The sequence below is a fragment of the uncultured Reyranella sp. genome, assembly GCF_945957355.1.
Lineage (GTDB): Bacteria > Pseudomonadota > Alphaproteobacteria > Reyranellales > Reyranellaceae > Reyranella.
The window spans coordinates 1-18,980 of the sequence record NZ_CAMFKM010000037.1; the positions used below are offsets into that span (position 1 = coordinate 1).

Here is an 18,980-nt window from a genome sequence, read left to right on the forward strand (position 1 = left end):
CGACGAAGGTCCAGCCGGCCGAGATCGGCTGCGGCGCGTCGCTGCCGTTGATCTCGCGGTAAAGCGTATTGTACTCGGCCAGCTCCTTCTCGACCTCACGCCACGGCTTCTGCGGGATGATCAGCAGGCCGACACCCAGCCGCGCCATGATCCGCGCGCTCTCGGGCGAGACGGCGGCAGCATAGGTGCGGCCGCGGAAGCTCTTGAACGGGGCGGGGCGGATCTCGACCGGCGGCTGCCGGTAGTGCTTGCCCTGGTGTTCCATCACCCCGGTCTCGAGGCCCCTCAGCAGCGCCTCGCCGTATTCGACGAACAACTCGCGGCTGTCGCCCATGTCGAGGCGGAAGCCGTCGAACTCGACCTTCCCGGCGCCGCGCCCCAGGCCCAGGATCATGCGGCCGCCCGAAAGATGGTCGAGCATGGAAATCTGCTCGGCGACCCGCACCGGATCGTGCCAGGGCAGCACCACGACCATGGACCCCAACCGAACGTGCTTCGTCCGGCCCGCCATGTAGGACAGGAACTGAACCACGTCGGGGCACATCGTGTAGTCGGTGAAATGGTGCTCGACCGACCAGATCGAGTCGAAGCCCAGGGGCTCGGCCATGTCGGCCAGTGCCAGCTCGTTCAGGTAGATCTGGCGGTCGCTCAGCGCCCGGCCGGAATTCTGGAAGACTGCAGCCATTCCGACATGCATGGCGTTACCTCCTGCTGTTGCCGCATGGTAAACGGCCGTTCACATGATTGGGAAGTGCCGCCGATGCTTGATTCCGCCGTATTCGACCGTCATATCCGCCGAATGCGCACCCTGATCGTTGCTCTCTCCTCGGTTGCCCTCCTGTCGCTCGGCGCCATCCAGGCGCAGGCCCAGTCGCCCGCGCAGGCCCAGGCGCCGGCCTCCAATCCGCAGGTCGCCGAGGTGGAACGCTACTTCAACAGTATCCGCACCATGCAAGCCCGCTTCGTCCAGTCGAACCCAAGCGGCACGGTGGTGCAGGGCACGCTTTCGGTCAGCCGTCCCGGCCGCATGCGCTTCGAATACGACCCGCCCTCGCAGCTCAAGATCGTGGCCGACGGCAGCCAGGTGACGATGTGGGACATCGCCAACCGCGACTTCGGCCAGTGGCCGATCGGCTGGACCGCCGCTTCGTTCCTGGTGCGCGAGCCGATGGTCCTGCAGGGCGGCGATCTCACGGTCGAGAAGATCGAGCGCGCGGACGGGATGCTGCAGCTCACCATGAGCCAGACCCGCAAGCCGAGCGAGGGCAAGGTCATCGTTCGTCTCGGCGAGAACCCGATGGTGCTGCGCGGCTGGACCATCATCGACAATCGCGGCCAGCGGGTCGACGTTTCGCTGAACGGCCTTCAGACCGGCCTGCCGCTCGCCGCAAGTCTTTTCAAGTTCGATGGTCCGGACGCCGGCGCCATTCGACGCGGCGTCGATCGCAACTAGGTCTATACTCCCCCCGAATCGACGTGGGGATCTGAAGAGTGAGTGGACTGACAGTGCGGGCCTCGACCGAGGCCGATGTGACGCGTTGCGCGGAAATCTACGGACATCATGTGCTGCATGGGACGGCCTCCTTCGAGGTCGATCCGCCGGACGTCGCCGAAATGGCGAAGCGCCGCGCCGCAGTGCTCGACCTCGGCCTGCCCTATCTGGTGGCAGAGAAGGAAGGCCGCCTGCTGGGCTACGCCTATGCAGGCCTCTATCGCACGCGCCCCGCCTACCGGTTCACCGTCGAGAACTCGATCTACATCGACAAGGATGCGGTGGGCCAGGGCGTCGGCAAGGCGCTATTGCTGCCATTGATCGACCTCTGCGCCCGTGACGGCCGTCGGCAGATGATCGCGGTGATCGGCGACTCCGCCCATGTGGCGTCGATCAACCTCCACGCCTCCTGCGGCTTCGCCATGGTCGGTACGCTGAAGAGCGTCGGCTTCAAGTTCGGCCGCTGGCTCGATAGCGTCCTCATGGAGCGTCCGCTGGGTCCGGGGGATACGACGCTGCCTGGAGCGGGAGAATAATGAAGGGGAGAGGGACGCCATGCGACTGATCGACTATTTCGACCGCGGAGCCGACCTCTTCCCGGAGCGGCATTGCCTGCATGACGGGACGCATGGTTGGACCTATCGCGAGGTGCGGGGGCAGACGCACCGCGTCGCCAACGGGCTGCTGGCGATGGGGCTCGGGCGCGGCTCGAAGGCCGCCGTCTACAGTCCCAACCATGCGGCGGCCTATGCCTGCCTGCTGGGCATCGTGCGCGCCGGGATCACCTGGGCGCCGGTCAATGCCCGCAATGCGCTGGAGGAGAATCTCTACATCCTGAACAACACCGACGTGGAGGTGCTGTTCTACCATTCGAGCTTCGAGGGTTACCTCGAGCGTATCCGCGAGGCCTGTCCGCGCATCGCCGGCTTCGTCTGCATCGACACGCCTTCCTTCGCCGAGTGGCTGGCGGCGCAGAAGGAAGTGGCGCCGGACCTGCCCGATGCGCCGGACGACGTGGCCTTCCTCGCGAGCTCCGGCGGCACCACCGGGCGGCCGAAGGGCGTGCAGATCACCAACCGCAACATCGAGACGATGAACTCGATCTTCTGGGCCTGCATGCCGGTGAAGTCGCCACCGGTCCATCTGATGGTGGCGCCGATGACGCACGCGGCGGGCGTCTGCTCGTTTCCGCTACTGCCGTTCGGCGGCACCAACATCTTCATGGGCACGGCCGATCCCGGCGGCATTCTGGCCGCAATCGAGAAGCACAAGGTCACGCATGTCTACATGCCGCCGACCCTGATCTACATGCTCCTCGCGCATCCCGACGTGGGCAAGTACGACTACAGTTCGTTGCAGCACCTCGTCTATGCCTCGGCGCCCATGTCAGTCGACAAGCTGGTCGAGGCCGTAAAGGTGTTCGGCCCCGTGCTGACCCAGACCTACGGCCAGGCCGAGGCCTGCATGATCTGCACCTTCTTCTCGCCGGAAGATCACGTGGCGGCCCTGGAGAGCAACAACCGCCACCGGCTCGCGAGCTGCGGCAAGGTCTCGCCGCTGGTGCGGCTCGAGGTGATGGACGATCATGGCAAGCTTCTGCCGCGCGGCCAGCGCGGCGAGATCGTCGTGCGCGGCAGCCTCGTGATGAAGGGCTACTACAACAACGTCGAGGCGACGGCGGAGGCCTCGGCCTTCGGCTGGCACCATACCGGCGACATCGGCGTGATCGACGAGGATGGCTTCGTCTATATCGTCGATCGCAAGAAGGACATGATCATCTCCGGCGGCTTCAACGTCTTCCCCGGCGAGGTCGAGCAGGTGCTGTGGAGTCACCCCGCCGTGCAGGACTGCGCCGTGATCGGCATACCCGACGAGAAGTGGGGCGAGGCGGTGAAGGCCGTGGTCGAGCTGAAGCCCGGCATGGCGGTGAAAGCCGATGAGCTGATCCAGCTCGCCAAGGAGAAACTCGGCGGCGTGAAGGCGCCGAAGTCGGTCGACTTCGTCGACACGCTGCCGCGCAGCCCCGTCGGCAAGGTGCTGAAGAAGACGCTGCGCGAGCCGTACTGGGCCGGTCACGAGCGGAAGATCTGATGCGGGACTGGCTGCGGCGCCTGCCGCCCAACGTGCAGGGGGCGCTGTGGCTGGTCAGCGGCGGGTTCATCTTCACCTCGACCGGCGTGATGATCCGCCTGCTCTCCGAGCAGATCGAGAGCGTCCAGACCGCGTTCTTCCGCGCGATCCTCTCGGTGGTCATGCTCCTGCCGCTGATGATGACCGGAAAGGTGAAGCCCTGGCTCAGCCAGCGCATCAAGGGTCACTTCTGGCGCACGTTCATGGGCACTACATCGATGGTGCTGGGCTTCTACGCCATCTCGATGCTGCCGCTGGCCGATGCGACCGCCATCGCCTTCTCCCAGCCGCTGTTCTCCGTCGTGGTCGCCGCGCTCATCGCCAAGGAGAGGGTGCGGTGGCGGCGCTGGACTGCGACGGTCGTTGGCTTCATCGGCGTTCTGGTGATGGTGCGACCGGGCGAGGGCAGCCTGCAGCTCGGTGCGCTGGTGGCGCTGGCCAACGCCGCCTGCGTCGCCATCTCGATCCTGCTGGTGAAGCGCCTTTCGGATTCCGAATCGCCGCTGATGATCCTGACGCAGTTCGCGATCTTCTCCACCCTGTTCCTGGCGGGGCCGGCAATCTGGGTGTGGCGCTGGCCCGACCTGTTCGGCTGGGTGCTGGCGATCGGCATCGCCTCCTCCGCCACGGTCGGTCAGTATTTCTGGGTGCAGGCCTTCAAGGCCGGCGAGATGTCCGCCATCGCGCCGTTCGAGTACATGCGCCTGCCCTTTGCTGTGTTCATGGGCTGGCTGATGTGGAACGAGATGCCGGTGGTCTGGACCTATGTCGGGGCTGCCATCGTCATCGCCTCGGCCCTCTACATCGCCCATCGCGAGCACGTGGTGGCGCGCGAGCGGCGCCGCGCCGCTTCGGTCAGCCCGCCGGAGAAGTCTCCGGCCGGGCCCCCGTCCGGCTCTGCTCCTTGAGGAGCCAGGTCCGGGCCCGGGCCCGGTGTTCTTCGGTTATATGCATGCGGGCAGCGGTAAAGGCTGCGACCATGATGGCCGCATCGTCGGTGAAGCCGAGGCCAAGCAGCAGGTCGGGGATGGCGTCGAACGGCAGCACGAAATAGGCGAGCGCCCCGAACAGGGTCGCGCGGATCGGCAGCGGCGTCGCGCTGTCGCTGGCGCAGTAGAATGCCGCGACCGCGTCCTCGGTGAAGGGCACCCGGCCCAGGGTGCGGCGGGCCTTGTGCCAGAAATTCCGGCGGACGGTCTCTTCGTTCCGGACCAGGTCGGATTGGTCGCTCATAGCGGGAAAGGTTGGGTCGGCGGGCCCGCTTGGCAAGGGGGCTGGAAATGCTAAAAGCGCCCAACCACGGAGGATACGGATGAACGTCAAGGGTCAGGCCGCCATCGTCACGGGCGGGGCATCGGGATTGGGCGGCGCCACGGCGTCGGCACTGGCGGCGGCAGGCGCCAAGGTCGCGATCTTCGACCTGCAGGACGAGCTGGGCGAGCAGAAGGCCAAAGAGATTGGCGGCCTCTTCGTCAAGACCAACGTCGGCGATGCGGCCAGCGTCGAAGCCTCCGTGAAGGCGGTCGTCGAGAAGCTCGGCGCGCCTCGCGTGGTGGTGAACTGCGCCGGTATCGGCCGGTCCGGTCGCACCATCTCCAAGTCCGGGCCGCACGATCTTGCCATGTTCAGCCAGGTCATTCAGGTCAACCTGATCGGCACCTTCAACGTGATCCGCGTCGCGGCTTACGCCATGAGCCAGTCCGAGCCGCTGGACGGCGGCGAGCGCGGCGTCATCGTCAACACCGCGTCGGTCGCGGCCTTCGACGGCCAGATCGGCCAGGCGGCCTATTCGGCGTCGAAGGGCGGCGTCGTCGGCATGACCCTGCCGATCGCGCGCGACCTCTCCAGCCTCGGTATCCGCGTCTGCACCATCGCGCCGGGCCTGTTCCTCACGCCGATGATGATGAGCCTGCCGGCCGAAGCGCAGAAGAGCCTGGGCGCGCAGGTTCCGTTCCCCTCGCGCCTCGGCGATCCGAAGGAATATGCCCAGCTCGCCATGAGCATCGTCGAGAATCCCATGCTGAACGGCGAGACGATCCGCCTCGACGGTGCGATCCGCATGGCGCCGAAGTAGGCGCCCGGGAAGGCGCGGCGATGCGGTTCGGGACACTCCTGATGGCGGCCGTCGGTCTAACCGCCGCCGCCGGACCGGCAAGGGCGGAGCCGCGCTGGCTCGCCTGCAAGGTCACGGATCAGGGCGGCCAGGTACGCAATTTCAGCGTCGTGTTTGACGACCGGCGTAATACGGTCGGCGTCTGGGACGGCACCTCGATGGCCGAGGGTACGAGCGTGGTCATCACGTTCCAGGCGCTACGGGCGACCTTTCCCAACTTCTCGATGACCTACAATCGCAACGACGGCGCCTACTCGATGACGCCGCTCGGGGCCAACTACGGCGGCCTGCTGCACGGCGAATGCCGGCGCAGTCCACCGCCGCCCGGCGTTCCCGCCGACCGGCGCTAGCGACGCTTCGTCAGTAGCCGAGATCGGCCGGCTGCTCGCAGCGCAGGTCGGCGACGCTGTTCTCCGTCGCCTGCCGGCCCGGTGTCGTCTGGCCGTTGCAGGTGTAGCGGATGCGCAGCGTCTTGGTGAGGCGATCGGGCATGCCGAAGATGTAGGCCATCGCCGGCACCTGGCAGCGGGTGGGGCCCTCGCCACAGATGTCGCGGACCTGCTGGGTGACGTCGATTGTCGAGGACGGGCCGCCCCACGAGGCTTCGAGGATGTCGATGCGCCGCGGCACGATGGGAGCCTGGCCGACGCAGGCCATGCGGACCTTGAAGGTCGGCGGTGCGACCTCGGCCAGCACGAAGTTCTGGGGCTGGCAGGTCCAGATCACGGTGAGCTTCTTGGCAAGGTCCGTGCGATTGTCGTTGAAGGCGGGACCGTTGGCGAACACGTCACAGGGATAGCCACCCGGGCAGGTGACCATGCTGGTCACGTCAGCGCCGGGTCCCGCCTGCGGCAGGCCCCAATAGGCGCGTTTGATCTGTGCCGTCGACTGCACGACTACCCGCGAGCCTTGGCTGCAGGCCACGACCGTACCCACGACGGCCATTGCCAGAAGAACTAGACGACCCCAAGCCATGAAACCCCCGGTCCAAAACTGCACTGCCAGTCCCAATTTCCCGCCGGGAAAGTAACGTCCGGGCGCGGTCGCGGCAATCGGGCAAGCTTGACACTATTTGCACCGTTCTTGAGAGTGATGGCGATGGGGATCGCGATCTCCCCACGAGGCGACAGCCGAAGCATCGCGTCCTGCCTTGTTTGACAAAGGACGCTGCCATGCCTTCGCCCAACGCGATTTCTGCCGACAAGCTCGCCCGTCTTCTCGGGCGTCCCGATTCACCTTCACTGATAGACGTCCGGACCGAGGAAGATTTCGGCGCCGATCCGCGGCTCGTGCCGGGTGCCGTTCGTCGCCCCTGGAACGAGGTCCCGGCCTGGGGGCCGGCCTTTGCCGGCACCGGTCGGTCGGCCGTCGTGATCTGCAAGAAGGGCCTGAAACTCAGCCAAGGCACTGCCGCCTGGCTTCGCCATCAGGGCGTCCCGGCCGACGTGCTCGAAGGCGGCATGGTCACGTGGCATGCGGCGAAGCTGCCGACCGTGCCGGTCGAGCGCCTGCCGCCGCGCGACGCGCAAGGTCGCACCGTCTGGGTCACCCGCAGCCGGCCCAAGGTCGACCGCATCGCGTGCCCGTGGCTGATCCGGCGCTTCGTCGATCCGCAGGCGGTGTTTCTCTTCGTCGCGCCCTCGGAGGTACTCGACGTCGCCGACCGGTTTGGTGCGACGCCGTTCGACGTCGACCACGAGAACGTGCACTGGAGCCATCGCGGCGAGCGCTGCACGTTCGATCTCATGATCGAGGAATTCGGCCTGGAGACGGAGCCGCTGAAGCGACTCGCGACGATCGTGCGCGGGGCCGATACTGGCCGGCCGGAACTGGCGCCCGAATCGGCCGGGCTGCTGGCCGCCTCGCTCGGCCTGTCGCGCATGTATGCCGACGACCTTGCACAACTCGAGGCGGGGCTCGCCCTCTACGATGCCTTCTATCGCTGGTGCCGCGACGCCGTCGACGAGGGGCACGATTGGCCACCGACTGCGAGGAAGGCATGAGCGAACCGAAAGTGCACGGCGTCCCGTTTGGCGAGGCGATGAAGGTATGGTTGCGTGTTGCGGCCCTGTCCTTCGGCGGGCCGGCCGGGCAGATCGCGGTGATGCACCGCATCATCGTCGAGGAGAAGAAGTGGATCGGCGAGCAGCGGTTCCTGCAGGCACTGAACTACTGCACGCTGCTGCCCGGTCCCGAGGCGCAGCAGCTCGCGATCTATATCGGCTGGCTGATGCACCGCACGGCCGGCGGCCTGCTGGCCGGCACGCTGTTCGTGATGCCCGGCTTGGTGGCCATCATGGCGCTGTCGTGGATCTACGTGCTGCTGGGCAAGATCACCCTGGTGCAGGGTCTGTTCTTCGGGCTGAAAGCGGCCGTGCTGGTCATCGTGATCGAGGCCGTGCTGCGGGTGGGGCGGCGGGCGCTGCGCAACAATGCGATGCGCCTGCTGGCGGTCGCCGCCTTCGTCGCGATCTTCTTCTACGGCGTGCCGTTTCCGCTAATCGTCGTCGTGGCGGGGCTGATCGGCTTTGCTGCGACGAGGCTCGGCCGGTCGGAATTCCGGGCCGGTGGCCACGGCGCGGGCGGTCATGCCGGCTTGGGTGATGCGCAATCCCTGCTGGGTGAGGCGACGCCCGAACATGCCCGGCCCAATCTCGCCTGGACCCTGCTGATCGGTGCCGTTTTCCTCGCTCTGTGGCTGGCCCCGGTCGGCCTGTTGTGGCTCCTGCGCGGACCCGACGACGTCTTCACGCAGATTGCGGTGTTCTTCAGCAAGATGGCCGTGGTCACTTTTGGCGGCGCCTACGCCGTGCTGGCCTATGTCGCGCAACAGGCCGTCGAACAGTACGGGTGGGTCACCGCCGGCGAGATGCTGGACGGGCTCGGGCTTGCCGAGTCGACGCCCGGTCCACTGATCATGGTGACGCAGTTCGTGGGCTTCCTCGGCGCCTGGCGCGACCCGGAGGCACTGCCCCCGCTGCTGGCCGCAACCCTGGGCGGGCTGCTCACCACCTGGGTCACGTTCGTGCCCTGCTTCCTTTGGATCTTCGTGGGCGCGCCCTATGTCGAGGCGCTGCGGACCAACAAGGCGCTGTCGGGCGCGCTGGCGGCGATCACCGCGGCGATCGTGGGCGTCATCCTGAATCTCGCCGTCTGGTTCGGGCTTCAGGTCCTGTTTGGCGAATTGCGCCCGGTCAGCCTGCTCGGCGCCACCGTCGACGTCCCGGTGCTGGGATCGGCGAATGTCGCGGCCGTCGCACTGGCGGCGGCCTGTGCCGTTGCTGTATTCCGCTTACGCTTCGGGATGATCCCGGTCCTGCTGGCCAGTTCGATGGCCGGTATCGGCTACGCATTGATGTTATAGGAAACCATGACCGACACCCTCCCCGACCGCCTGTCCACCAATCCCAAGAGCCCGCACTATGACGAGGCGCTTCTCCAGCGCGGCATCGGCATCAAGTTCGATGGCCAGGAGAAGACCAACGTCGAGGAGTATTGCGTGAGCGAGGGCTGGATCCGTGTCGCCGTCGGGAAGACGGTCGACCGCAAAGGCAATCCGCTCACCATCAAGCTCAAGGGCACGGTCGAGCCCTATTTCGAGACCAAGAAGTCCTGAATTTCCGCATGGGCCGGTCGCGTGAACGCCCAGGCGCGAGGCCGCTAGCGGGCCGGCGCGGCGTGCTGCGATCGGGAGTTGCCACGGCCGGCCTTCTCCTTGCGGGGATGCCCGCGGCAGCTCAGTCCACGAAAGTCCGCCTTGGCACGGCCACGCCGGGCGGCGGCTTCCCGGTCTACGGGGCGGCCTTCGTCGAGGGCGTTCGCCGCTTTGAACCGGCGCTGGAGATCGAGGCGATCAACACCAGGGGCAGCACCGAGAACGTGCCGATGCTCGAGGCCGGCGCGCTCGACATCGCGCTGGTGCAGGGCGAGGTCGTCCATGCGGCGCTGCAGGGCGTGGGCCGCGCCCCTGCCGACCTTCGTGTGCTGACGGCGATGTATCCCACTGCCGGTCTGTTCGTCGTGCGGGCCGATTCACCCTATCGCACCATCGCCGACCTGAAGGGCAAGCCGGTCGCCTGGGGCGCCGGCGGTTCGGGCCTCGTTATCCTCGGCCGCTACGCCATGGACGGGCTCGGCCTCGATGCCGCGAAGGATTTCCAGGCGATCTACCTGGAGCGCGCCGGTGACGGCCCGGCGATGGTGCTCGACGGCCGGGCTGCCGCGCTGTGGGGCGGCGGCAATGGCTGGCCGGGCTTCATGACCATGGCCAGGAGCAAGGAGGGTGCCCGCTTCATCGCACCCGATGCCGACGAGATCCGGCGGATCCTGGCCAAACATCCGTTCCTGAAGCCTGTTACGCAGACCGCCGGGAGCTTCCCCGGCCAGGACACTGCGATACCGTCGGTCGGCTCCTGGAGTTTCGTGCTCGCCCGTCCCGGTCTCGACGACGCGGTGGCCTACCGCACGGTCAAGGCCCTGAATTCCTTGCAGCAGGCCGGTAACCCGTCGCCGCAGCTCGTCGACACGACGGCCGCAAATACCGTCGCCATGGTGCCCGGGCGCGAGAAACTTCATCCCGGTGCCGCGATATTTTACCGCGAGATCGGCCTTCTCACGTAACCATGGGCGAGCTGCCGCGTTGACCCGTCTGGAAACGATGGGGCACGCTATGGACAAGGCTAAGGATAAGATCGAAGGCGAAGGCAGCTACACCGCCACCGCCGACTACAACAAGCGCACCGCCGAATTCCTGAAGCAGGGCAAGGTCGACGGCGCGGCGCGCGAAGCCGCCGAGGCGCTGGATTCCGACGAAGGCGCTGCGCTCGAGGCCGCCGAGGCCAGAGGCAAGGCCGGCGACCCGAAGGGACAGGGCGCCACCAAGCCCAGTTAGCTTCTATTCGGGCTTCAAAAGTCCCTTCTTCGCGAGATCGCCGATTCCCGCATCTTCGGTCTTGAGAAAGGCAGCGAATGCCTCCGGCGTGGACGGGCGGACCGTCGCGCCGAGTTCGGCGAACTTCTGCTTGATCGCCACGTCATCGAGCGCGGCGACCACGGCGGCATTGAGTGTAGCGATGATCGCGGCGGGCGTGTCGTGCCTGACGAAAAGCCCCAGGGTGGTGCCGCCGTCGAAGGGCGTGCAGCCGGTCTCCGCCAGGGTCGGCACGTCGGGAAGCTCGGGCGCGCGCTTCTCGCCGACGACCACCAGTGCGCGAAGTTTGCCGGACTTGATGTGCGGCAGCGAGCTGCTGAGCTGATCGACGTAACTGTCGATCTGGCCAGCCAGGACGTCGTTGAGACCGACTCCGGAGCCGCGATAGGGCACAATCGCGAAGCTCACCTTCTCGTTCTCCTGGATGCGGAGAATGTCGGTGTGGTTCGGCGTTCCGTTGCCGGCATGGCCCATGCTGATGGTGCCGGGTTTGGCCTTTGCGGCCGCCAGCAGCGACTGCCAGTCCTTGAAGCGGCTGTTCGTCGGGACCACGACGATCATGGGGACCGTGCTCAGCATGCTGACCGGGGCGAAGGACGGCACCATCGATGGCTTGCCGGCCATCAGCGGCGAGACATAGAGCGTGCCGAATGCTGCGATCACCATCGTGTAGCCGTCTGCCGGCGCCTGCAGCACCAGCTCCTGCCCGACGACCCCGCCCGCGCCGGGACGGTTGTCGATCAGCACCGGCTGTCCAAGCTTGCGCGACATGCCCTCGCCGGCGAGCCGCGCGGTCACGTCGGCATTGCCGCCGGCCGCGAAGGGGACGACGAAGCGAAGGGGCTTGGTGGGAAAGGACTGCGCCCTTGCCCTGACACCGGTCGCCAGGGCCGTCGTTGCCGCCAGTCCGCCGAGCAGGAATTTCCGTCTGTGTGCCACGAGTATTTCCTCCGTTATCGATTGGGGGAAGCATCCGCCCGGAGGCCAGGCCGGGCCACTCGAATCGGCGGCACCTTTCGCGGCCCGAAAAGGTCACTCCGCAGCACGCACCGTCATCCGGTCGAGTTCGACCAGTTCGGCCCGCTGCTTGGGCAAGGCGCCTGGATACTCGTCCTGAAGGAATTCGATCAGCTTCTCGCGCATCTCGCAGCGGAGATCCCAGGCCTCGGGCGAGGTGCGCGCGCTCACGAGGCAGCGCAATTGCAAGGCCCGCTCGCTGCTGTCGACGACCTGCAGGTTCATGACCTGGCCGTCCCACAGCTTCGAGCCTTTCGCCAGCTCCTCGAGTTTCGCGCGGACGCGGGCGACCGGCACCGTATAGTCCACCCAGAGCATCACCGATCCGATCAGGTCGGTCGTCTGCCGTGTCCAGTTCTGGAAAGGCTTCTCGAGGAAGTAGGAGAGCGGCACGACCATCCGGCGCCAATCCCAGATCTTGATGACCACGTAGGTCCCGGTGATTTCCTCGATCCATCCCCATTCGCCCTCGACGATGACGGCGTCGCCGATGCGGATGGGTTGGGTGAGCGCGATCTGGATTCCGGCGAACAGGTTCGTGAGCAGCGGCCGGGCCGCGAGGCCGACCACGAGGCCCGCCGCGCCCGCGGAGGCGATCAGGCTCACGCCATACTGCTTCACCGACTCGAACGTCATGAGCGCGGCGGCCACGGTGACGACGATCACCAACGTCGCGGCGACCCGCCGGAGAACCCGCACCTGGGTCAGGTGCTTGCGCCCCAGCGGATCGCCGCTGAAATCGATGTCGGTGCGGCGAAGATAGAAGTCCGATGCAAGAGTGATGGCAATTGTGCAACTCCACCCGAGCAGGAGAATGAAGGCCACGATCAGCCAATGCCCGATTGCCGCCTTGCCCGCGCTTTCGAGCGGTACCAGCGGCAGGGTGAGGGCGAGTGCGAGAATCACGAGAGCCACCCGAAGCAGGGCCTGCGTGGCGGACACCAGCGAATGAAGGAACTGATACGACTCTGGAATCAGCCGGCGCAGCAGACGCATGGATAGGCCGTGCAGCGTGATCGCGACACCGGCCGCCAGTATCAGGAAAGCGAGGGAGATAGCCCAATTGGGTGCCCAGATGGCCACGCGATCGAGCCAGGAAAGCGGATTTTCCAGCGGGGTTGCCATGGCACCCAACGTTGGCCAGACAGCGCCGTTCCCGATGATGAACTGCGGATCCTCGATCGTTGGCGGGCCAGGCGAGAGTTGCCTGGCGCGCAACCACCGTCTCGCTGCAGGCATTGATTCGGCGAACCCAAAGCGAAAGGAGAGGTGCCATGCGAGTGAGCGAGGCGATGACGCGCGACGTCTGTGTCGCGAGACCGGACCACACGATCGAAGAGGCTGCACGGATGATGCTTGCAATCGATGTCGGCCTGCTGCCGGTCGGCGACGAAGACCGGTTGCTCGGCATGATCTCGGATCGGGACATTGCCGTGCGCGGGATCGGGGCCGGCAAGGGACCCGCGACCACCGTAGGGGAGATCATGTCGCCGGACGTCAGATACTGCTTCGCCGACGAGGACACCGCCCACGTCGCCAGGAATATGGGCGAACTTCAGGTGCGCCGGCTGCCCGTGGTCGATCGCGACAAGCGCCTGGTCGGCATCCTGTCGCTGGCCGACGTGGCGTCACATGAGAATGACGGCCGCCGGGCAGGCAATGCTCTCCGCGAGATCGCCCAACCGGGCGGCGAGCACAATCAGGGCGACGAGGAGCGTGGGCGGGGCATGTGAATTCGTCTCATGCCCTCTTTCGGTGGTGCGCGATAGGGAAGCCCCCTGACGGACGACGTTGCTCGAAGGTTGCGCGATGCCCGACGGCTTCGTCACGCGCGGAGGCCGGCGCCTAGTTGCTGTTTTCCAGGTGCCTCAGCACATAACGACGGCCATCGCGTTCGACTTCGAAGCGGACGCGATCGCCTGCGCTGAAACCCTTCAGGATTGCGGGATTCTCGACGCTGAAAACCCTGACGCCGCCTTCGGGCAGGAGGGGAAGTGGACGATAGTCCAGCGTGATCTTGCCAGCCGCGGGATCGATCGCCACGACCCGTCCGCTCGCGAGGGGCGCGTCGTTGGGGGCCTCGGCCGTACATGTCTGGATGTCGGGGGTGCCGTCCGCGTCGGTCACGGTAGCGGCCATAAGGGACGTGAGGGGTGAAAGCGTCAGTGCGGCAAGGGCCGCGGCAAGGGTGAAGCGCTGGGGAGACATCGGGCTGAACTTTCCAGAATTGAACACTACTCAGGCGTTTCAATCTGGGACGGCCCTGTCCGATTTCCAGTGGTTACAGGTCGGTTACGAATCGGCGATCACGCTTGTCACGGCCCCGAAAACGCTTCTTTTCGGGGCGGATCAATTTGCGCGGCTCCGGCAGGTAAACTCGAGTTGAACGCTTTTGACCGAAGGAAGCTCAGGCGACGGAGTCGATCACCCTGGCGAGCGCCACGTCCTTCTCCGACAGGCCGCCGGCATCGTGCGTGCTGAGAACGATCTCGACCTTGTTGTAGACGTTGGACCATTCGGGATGGTGGTCGGCCTTCTCGGCGGCGAGGGCGACGCGGGCCATGAAGCCCCAGGCTTCGTTGAAGTCGGCGAACCTGAAGCTCTTCTGGATGGCGTCACGTCCGCGCACCTTCTTCCATCCCGTGATCGAGGCCAGGGCCTGACTACGGGCTTTGCCGGCGAGTTTGTCGGTCATCTGTCGATCTCCTCAGTTGGCGTGAAGCTTGCCTCATCGCGGGCCAGCAGCCTAGGCTCGCCCCAACAAACCGGAGGCTTTCTTGAAGATCACCCGACGTACCGCCCTGCTCTCGACCACCGCCGCCGCTCTCGGCGCCGCTGCTGCCGTTCCGCAAGCCTTCGCCCAGAAGAGCGCCGATACGCTGCGCATCCTGTTCAACGACGCCGTGCCCAACGTCGACATGTATTTCAACAGCCAGCGCACCGGCCTGATCCTGGCGCACCAGGCCTGGGACATGCTTGTGCATCGCGATCCCGCGACCTTCGAGATCAAGCCGTCGCTGGCCACCGACTGGAAGTTCACCGACGACAACACGCTCGACCTCACGATCCGGCAGGGCGTGAAGTTCCACGACGGCAGCACACTCTCGCCCGACGACGTCGTCTATACGATTAACATGGCAGCCGATCCCGCGTCGAAGGTCGCGACCCCGTCGAACTATGCCTGGATCGACAAGGCCGAGAAGACCGGCGACTGGACCGTGCGCATCAAGATGAAGCGGCCGACTCCGGCGGCGCTCGAATATCTGGCCATGGTGACGCCGATCCATCCCAAGGCCTATCGCGAGAAGGTCGGTCCCGAGGGCTTCTCGGCGAAGCCGGTCGGCGCCGGTCCCTACAAGATCGTCAGGAACGACCAGGGCAAGGAAGTGTTCTTCGAGCGCTTCGACGATTACTGGAAGGGCTCGCCCAAGGGTGTCCCGGCGATCAAGAAGCTCCATGTCCGCTTCGTACCCGATCTTGCCACCTCGGTGACCGAACTGCTGGCCCAGCGCGCCGACTGGATCTGGAATATCAATCCCGACCAGGCCAACGACATCAACAAGATGCCGTTCCTGCAGGCCGTGCGGCAGGAATCGATGCGTGTCGGCTACCTCTCCATTGATGCGGCCGGCCGCACCGGCGCCGACAATCCGCTGACCAAGCTCAAGGTGCGTCAGGCCATCTGGCACGCCGTCGACCGCAAGCAGTTCGCCGACAAGCTGGTCGGCGGCGGCAGCCGCGTGCCGCCGGCCCCGTGCTTCCCGAGCCAGTTCGGCTGCGATGCCGACGCCGCCGTGAAGTACGACTATGATCCGGCCAAGGCCAAGGCGCTGCTGGCCGAGGCGGGTTATCCCAACGGCTTCGACGTCGAGTTCGTGACCTACGTGCAGCCGACCTCGTGGCCGGCGTCGGTGCAGAGCTACCTGCAGGCCGTCGGCATCCGTGCCAAGATCAACCAACTCCAGGTCGCGCCCGCCATCCAGAAGGCCCAGAAGGGCGAGGCGCCGCTCTACATGGGAAGCTGGGGCAGCTACTCGATCAACGACGTCTCGGCGATCATGCCGGTGATGTTCGGCGCCGGCGCGCTCGACAACTACTCGAAGGATCCCGAGCTCGAGAAGCTGATCGCCGAAGGCGGCTCCACGTCCAACAGCGAGGCGCGCAAGAAGGCCTATTCCGCCGCGATCAAGATCGCGACTGAGAAGGCCTACTGGCTGCCGATCAACACCTATGTGAACACCTATGCCTTCTCGAAGGGCCTGGAGTTCAAGACCTTCCCGGACGAGCTGCCGCGCTTCTATCTGGCGAAGTGGAAGTGACGCGCGCAAGCGCGTCACTTCAATCCCGAGCGTAGCCGAAGGATCCGATAGCGAAGGATCCTAAGGAACCAGCAGACACTCCACGCCGCCGCCGGGCCGAGGCCTGAGCGGCGGCGTTTCCGTCGAGCAGCGCGGCTCGGCGACCGGGCAGCGCGGATGGAAGCGGCAGCCCGGCGGGATGTTGGCGGGGTCGGGCATGACGTCGCCCAGGCCGACATCAGGCACGCCGAGCCCGGGCTCGGGCGTCAGCACCGAGGCGAGCAACGCCTTGGTGTAGGGATGTTCGGGCTGGTGGAACAGCGCCTGCGTCGGCTTCTTCTCGACGATGCGGCCGAGATACATCACCGCCACCTCGCTCGCGACATGCTCGACGACCGCGAGATTGTGGCTGATGAACAGGTAGGTGAGGCCGAGATCGCGGCGCAGTTCGGCCAACAGGTTCAGGATCTGCGCCTGCACCGAGACGTCGAGGGCCGAGGTCGGCTCGTCGCACACCACGATGCGCGGCCGCAGCACTAGGGCGCGCGCGATGGCGACCCGCTGGCGCTGGCCGCCCGACAGCTCGGCCGGCAGGCGATTGCCCATCTCGCCGGGCAGGCCGACGCGCTCCAGCATCTCGTCGACGCGCTTGGCGATCTCGGCGCGCGAGAAGGTGCCCTGCGCCTGTAGCGGCATCGCCACGATGTCGCGGATGCGCGTCAGCGGGTTGAGCGAGGAAAACGGGTCCTGGAACACCGGCTGGATCAGGCGCGCGCGTGCCTTGCGGTCCATGTCGACGACCCTCTGGCCTTCGACCGCGATGTCGCCGGAATCGGGCGTGAGCAGGCCCAGGATCAGGCGGGCGAGGGTGGATTTGCCGCAGCCCGACTCGCCCACCACACCCAGCACGCCGCCCGGCGGCACGGCGAAGGAGACGCCGTCGACGGCTACGACTTTGCGGTCCTTGCCCAGGATGCCGCCCGAGACGCGGAAAGTCTTGCCGACCGACTTGAGTTCGATCGCAGCCTGGATCGTCGTGTTCATGGGGCCAGCCGGCAGAGATAATCGTGACCCGGCGCCGCGGTCTGGTGCGGGACGGTATGGGCGCAACTCGCGTCGGCGAAGCCGCAGCGATCGCGGAAGCCGCAGCCTTGGAAGCCCGGACCGATGCGTGGCACCGTGCCGGGGATCGAGCCCAGCGGCTCGTCCTGGCGCTGCTTGCCCGGTACCGGCACGCAGCGCAGCAAGCCCTGCGTGTACGGGTGCTTGGGATCGGCGAAGAGCTGCGCGGTGGCCGCGCTCTCGACCACTTCGCCCGCGTACATGACGGAAACCCGGTGGGCGACCCGCGCGACAATGCCGAGATCGTGGGTGATCAGCAGCATGCCGAGACCGAGGTCGCGCTGGAGCTGCGCCAGCAGGCGCAGGATCTGGGCCTGCACGGTGACGTCGAGCGCCGTGGTCGGCTCGTCGGCGATCAGGAGCTGCGGCTCGCACATCAGCGCCATGGCGATCATCACCCGCTGGCGCAGGCCGCCCGAGAGCTGGTGCGGGAACTGACCGAGGCGAAGCCCCGGCGCGGTGATGCCGACGCGGCCCAGCAGGTCGGCGGCGCGGTCGGTGGCGACCCGCTGGCTCACCTTCTTGTGCCGGCGCATCACCTCGGTCATCTGCGAGCCGATCGTGTAGGCCGGGTTGAGGCTGGTCATCGGCTCCTGGAAGATCATGGCCATCGCATTGCCGCGCAGCCGCGCCATGCCCCGGTCGTCGAGCTTCAGCAGGTCCTCGCCCTGGAAGGTGAGGCGCTGCGCCGTGCGATGACCGCCGCGCGCCAGCAGGTTCATGATCGCGAGCGAGGTTACCGACTTGCCGCAGCCCGATTCACCCACCAGGCAGTGGGTCTCGCCGCGTTCGACCGTGAGCGAGGCGCCGCGCACCGCCGCGGTGCCGCCGAAGCCCACCTGGAGCTGCTCGACATCGAGAAGCGCACTCATGTGCGGGACCTCGTCGCGAAGGCGTCGCGCAGCCCGTCGCCCAGCAGGTTGATGCCGAGCACGAGCACGAACAGCGCCACGCCGGGAATCACGATCACCCAGGGGCTGAAGAACATGTAATCCTTGGCCTCGGCGATCATCAGGCCCCACGAGGGCAATGGTGGCGGGACACCGAGCCCGAGGAACGACAGCGTCGCCTCGAGCAGGATCGCGAGCGCGATCTCGAGCGTCGCCACGACGACGAGGTGACTGGCGATATTGGGCAGCACTTCGCGCGAGAGAACGCGGAAGCGCGAGCAGCCGGCGCACCAGGCAGCGGCCACGAAATCGAGGTTGCGCACCTGCATGGAGGTCGAGCGCGCCACCACGGCGAATCGGTCCCACAGCAGCAGGCCCAAGGTCAGCACCAGCAGGGTCATCGAGGTGCCGAGCAGGCCGACGACCGCGAGCGCCACCAGGACGACCGGGATCGAAAGCCGGGTGGTGATGGCGAACAGCACCGCGTCGTCGATGCGCCCGCCGAAGAAGCCGCCCAGGACGCCGATGGTGATGCCGATCAGCCCCGACACGATTGTGACGGTAACGCCGATCAGCATCGAGATGCGGCATCCCCAGATCAGGCGGGAGAGATAGTCGCGGCCGAGCTGGTCGGTGCCGAGGAGGAATTCCGGATTGTGTCCTTCCATCCAGAACGGCACGAGCAGACGCCGGTTGAGGTCCTGCGCGAACGGATCGTGCGGCACGATCAGCGGGGCGAAGATCGCGCAGAACAGGGCGAGGCCCACGATGACCGCGCCGATCCACGTGCCGGCGCTTTTCCAGCCCCGACGCGGGCCGGCATTGATCGCGACGGCGGTGCTCATGCGCGCAGCCTCGGATCGAGCACGGCGTTCATCAGATCGGAGACCATGGTGAGCGCCACGTAGATGACGGCGAGGACGAGTACGACGGCCTGCACCACCGGGAAGTCGTTCTTGGCGATGCTCTCCCAGGCGAGGAAGCCGAC

Annotated in this window: 24 protein-coding genes; 13 read left to right on the forward strand and 11 right to left on the reverse strand. The window is 66.5% G+C overall.

Features of this window, described 5'->3' with window-relative positions; translation table 11 throughout:
• On the reverse strand, window positions 1-697 hold a 697-nt coding region (locus tag Q0Q48_RS27885), incomplete at its 3' end, for an LLM class flavin-dependent oxidoreductase (RefSeq protein ID WP_295145629.1).
• A gap of 63 nt (window positions 698-760) precedes the next feature.
• On the opposite strand from Q0Q48_RS27885, the gene Q0Q48_RS27890 reads away from it, so the two are divergent.
• Genes Q0Q48_RS27890 through Q0Q48_RS27905 form a run of 4 tightly spaced genes read left to right on the forward strand, consistent with a single transcriptional unit; the run spans window position 761 to window position 4,530 of the window.
• Window positions 761-1,453, forward strand: coding sequence for an outer-membrane lipoprotein carrier protein LolA (locus Q0Q48_RS27890; protein WP_295145630.1), 693 nt, complete (start codon window positions 761-763; stop codon window positions 1,451-1,453).
• A 38-nt stretch (window positions 1,454-1,491) separates the two neighbouring features.
• Window positions 1,492-2,028: a GNAT family N-acetyltransferase gene (locus Q0Q48_RS27895; RefSeq protein WP_295145631.1), complete on the forward strand. Its 537-nt coding sequence runs from the start codon at window positions 1,492-1,494 to the stop codon at window positions 2,026-2,028.
• A gap of 19 nt (window positions 2,029-2,047) precedes the next feature.
• Entirely contained in the window at window positions 2,048-3,583 is a 1,536-nt protein-coding gene (locus Q0Q48_RS27900; RefSeq protein WP_295145632.1) for an AMP-binding protein, read from the forward strand.
• On the forward strand, window positions 3,583-4,530 hold the full coding sequence (locus tag Q0Q48_RS27905; RefSeq protein ID WP_295145633.1) for a DMT family transporter: 948 nt from the start codon (window positions 3,583-3,585) through the stop codon (window positions 4,528-4,530). The genes Q0Q48_RS27900 and Q0Q48_RS27905 overlap by 1 nt, the downstream gene beginning before the upstream one ends.
• On the opposite strand, the gene Q0Q48_RS27910 is transcribed toward Q0Q48_RS27905, so the two are convergent.
• Window positions 4,478-4,855, reverse strand: a complete 378-nt coding sequence (locus Q0Q48_RS27910) for a YkvA family protein (RefSeq protein WP_295145634.1) — start codon at window positions 4,853-4,855, stop codon at window positions 4,478-4,480. The genes Q0Q48_RS27905 and Q0Q48_RS27910 overlap by 53 nt on opposite strands.
• Window positions 4,856-4,934: 79 nt before the next feature.
• Here Q0Q48_RS27910 and Q0Q48_RS27915 point away from each other — a divergent pair, with 79 nt between their 5' ends.
• Window positions 4,935-5,696, forward strand: a complete 762-nt coding sequence (locus tag Q0Q48_RS27915) for an SDR family NAD(P)-dependent oxidoreductase (protein WP_295145635.1) — start codon at window positions 4,935-4,937, stop codon at window positions 5,694-5,696.
• 20 nt (window positions 5,697-5,716) lie between these two features.
• Window positions 5,717-6,085 (forward strand): hypothetical protein, encoded by a 369-nt coding sequence (locus Q0Q48_RS27920; protein ID WP_295145636.1) that lies wholly within the window; start codon window positions 5,717-5,719, stop codon window positions 6,083-6,085.
• A 10-nt stretch (window positions 6,086-6,095) separates the two neighbouring features.
• On the opposite strand, the gene Q0Q48_RS27925 is transcribed toward Q0Q48_RS27920, so the two are convergent.
• Entirely contained in the window at window positions 6,096-6,680 is a 585-nt protein-coding gene (locus tag Q0Q48_RS27925; RefSeq protein ID WP_295145637.1) for a hypothetical protein, read from the reverse strand.
• A gap of 227 nt (window positions 6,681-6,907) precedes the next feature.
• On the opposite strand from Q0Q48_RS27925, the gene Q0Q48_RS27930 reads away from it, so the two are divergent.
• The 5 genes from Q0Q48_RS27930 to Q0Q48_RS27950 all read left to right on the forward strand — a co-directional run bounded on the left by Q0Q48_RS27930 (window position 6,908) and on the right by Q0Q48_RS27950 (window position 10,626).
• Window positions 6,908-7,738: a sulfurtransferase/chromate resistance protein gene (locus Q0Q48_RS27930; RefSeq protein ID WP_295145639.1), complete on the forward strand. Its 831-nt coding sequence runs from the start codon at window positions 6,908-6,910 to the stop codon at window positions 7,736-7,738.
• Complete coding sequence (gene chrA, locus Q0Q48_RS27935) at window positions 7,735-9,099, forward strand: chromate efflux transporter (protein WP_295145641.1); 1,365 nt, start codon at window positions 7,735-7,737, stop codon at window positions 9,097-9,099. The genes Q0Q48_RS27930 and chrA overlap by 4 nt, the downstream gene beginning before the upstream one ends.
• Before the next feature lie 6 nt (window positions 9,100-9,105).
• On the forward strand, window positions 9,106-9,351 hold the full coding sequence (locus Q0Q48_RS27940) for a DUF3297 family protein (RefSeq protein WP_295145643.1): 246 nt from the start codon (window positions 9,106-9,108) through the stop codon (window positions 9,349-9,351).
• A gap of 62 nt (window positions 9,352-9,413) precedes the next feature.
• Window positions 9,414-10,355 carry a TAXI family TRAP transporter solute-binding subunit gene (locus Q0Q48_RS27945; protein ID WP_295145645.1) on the forward strand — a complete coding sequence of 314 codons (942 nt, stop codon included), beginning with the start codon at window positions 9,414-9,416 and terminating at the stop codon, window positions 10,353-10,355.
• A gap of 49 nt (window positions 10,356-10,404) precedes the next feature.
• Window positions 10,405-10,626, forward strand: a complete 222-nt coding sequence (locus Q0Q48_RS27950) for a hypothetical protein (RefSeq protein ID WP_295145646.1) — start codon at window positions 10,405-10,407, stop codon at window positions 10,624-10,626.
• A gap of 3 nt (window positions 10,627-10,629) precedes the next feature.
• Here Q0Q48_RS27950 and Q0Q48_RS27955 read toward each other — a convergent pair whose 3' ends face one another.
• On the reverse strand, window positions 10,630-11,604 hold the full coding sequence (locus Q0Q48_RS27955; RefSeq protein WP_295145647.1) for a tripartite tricarboxylate transporter substrate binding protein: 975 nt from the start codon (window positions 11,602-11,604) through the stop codon (window positions 10,630-10,632).
• A 93-nt stretch (window positions 11,605-11,697) separates the two neighbouring features.
• The gene (locus Q0Q48_RS27960) at window positions 11,698-12,807 is read right to left on the reverse strand and encodes a mechanosensitive ion channel family protein (protein ID WP_295145649.1); all 1,110 of its coding nucleotides are present in this window, start codon (window positions 12,805-12,807) and stop codon (window positions 11,698-11,700) included.
• A gap of 149 nt (window positions 12,808-12,956) precedes the next feature.
• Between Q0Q48_RS27960 and Q0Q48_RS27965 the strand changes: the two genes are divergently transcribed.
• On the forward strand, window positions 12,957-13,415 hold the full coding sequence (locus Q0Q48_RS27965) for a CBS domain-containing protein (RefSeq protein WP_295145651.1): 459 nt from the start codon (window positions 12,957-12,959) through the stop codon (window positions 13,413-13,415).
• A gap of 112 nt (window positions 13,416-13,527) precedes the next feature.
• Here the strand turns inward: Q0Q48_RS27965 and Q0Q48_RS27970 are convergent, their stop codons facing one another.
• Together Q0Q48_RS27970 and Q0Q48_RS27975 are read right to left on the reverse strand one after the other, a co-directional pair.
• Window positions 13,528-13,809 (reverse strand): copper-binding protein, encoded by a 282-nt coding sequence (locus tag Q0Q48_RS27970; RefSeq protein ID WP_295145653.1) that lies wholly within the window; start codon window positions 13,807-13,809, stop codon window positions 13,528-13,530.
• Window positions 13,810-14,089: 280 nt separating this feature from the next.
• The gene (locus Q0Q48_RS27975) at window positions 14,090-14,377 is read right to left on the reverse strand and encodes a 4a-hydroxytetrahydrobiopterin dehydratase (RefSeq protein ID WP_295145655.1); all 288 of its coding nucleotides are present in this window, start codon (window positions 14,375-14,377) and stop codon (window positions 14,090-14,092) included.
• An 82-nt stretch (window positions 14,378-14,459) separates the two neighbouring features.
• On the opposite strand from Q0Q48_RS27975, the gene Q0Q48_RS27980 reads away from it, so the two are divergent.
• Window positions 14,460-16,001 carry an ABC transporter substrate-binding protein gene (locus Q0Q48_RS27980; protein WP_295145657.1) on the forward strand — a complete coding sequence of 514 codons (1,542 nt, stop codon included), beginning with the start codon at window positions 14,460-14,462 and terminating at the stop codon, window positions 15,999-16,001.
• Between the two features lie 60 nt (window positions 16,002-16,061).
• On the opposite strand, the gene Q0Q48_RS27985 is transcribed toward Q0Q48_RS27980, so the two are convergent.
• Genes Q0Q48_RS27985 through Q0Q48_RS28000 form a run of 4 tightly spaced genes read right to left on the reverse strand, consistent with a single transcriptional unit; the run spans window position 16,062 to window position 18,935 of the window.
• Window positions 16,062-17,024, reverse strand: coding sequence for an oligopeptide/dipeptide ABC transporter ATP-binding protein (locus Q0Q48_RS27985; protein WP_295145659.1), 963 nt, complete (start codon window positions 17,022-17,024; stop codon window positions 16,062-16,064).
• Window positions 17,021-17,974 carry an ABC transporter ATP-binding protein gene (locus Q0Q48_RS27990; RefSeq protein WP_295145661.1) on the reverse strand — a complete coding sequence of 318 codons (954 nt, stop codon included), beginning with the start codon at window positions 17,972-17,974 and terminating at the stop codon, window positions 17,021-17,023. Before Q0Q48_RS27990 ends, Q0Q48_RS27985 begins: the two co-directional genes overlap by 4 nt.
• Window positions 17,971-18,837, reverse strand: coding sequence for an ABC transporter permease (locus tag Q0Q48_RS27995; protein ID WP_295145663.1), 867 nt, complete (start codon window positions 18,835-18,837; stop codon window positions 17,971-17,973). The genes Q0Q48_RS27990 and Q0Q48_RS27995 overlap by 4 nt, the downstream gene beginning before the upstream one ends.
• Window positions 18,834-18,935 (reverse strand): hypothetical protein, encoded by a 102-nt coding sequence (locus tag Q0Q48_RS28000; RefSeq protein WP_366915318.1) that lies wholly within the window; start codon window positions 18,933-18,935, stop codon window positions 18,834-18,836. Before Q0Q48_RS28000 ends, Q0Q48_RS27995 begins: the two co-directional genes overlap by 4 nt.
• Window positions 18,936-18,980: the final 45 nt, after the last annotated feature.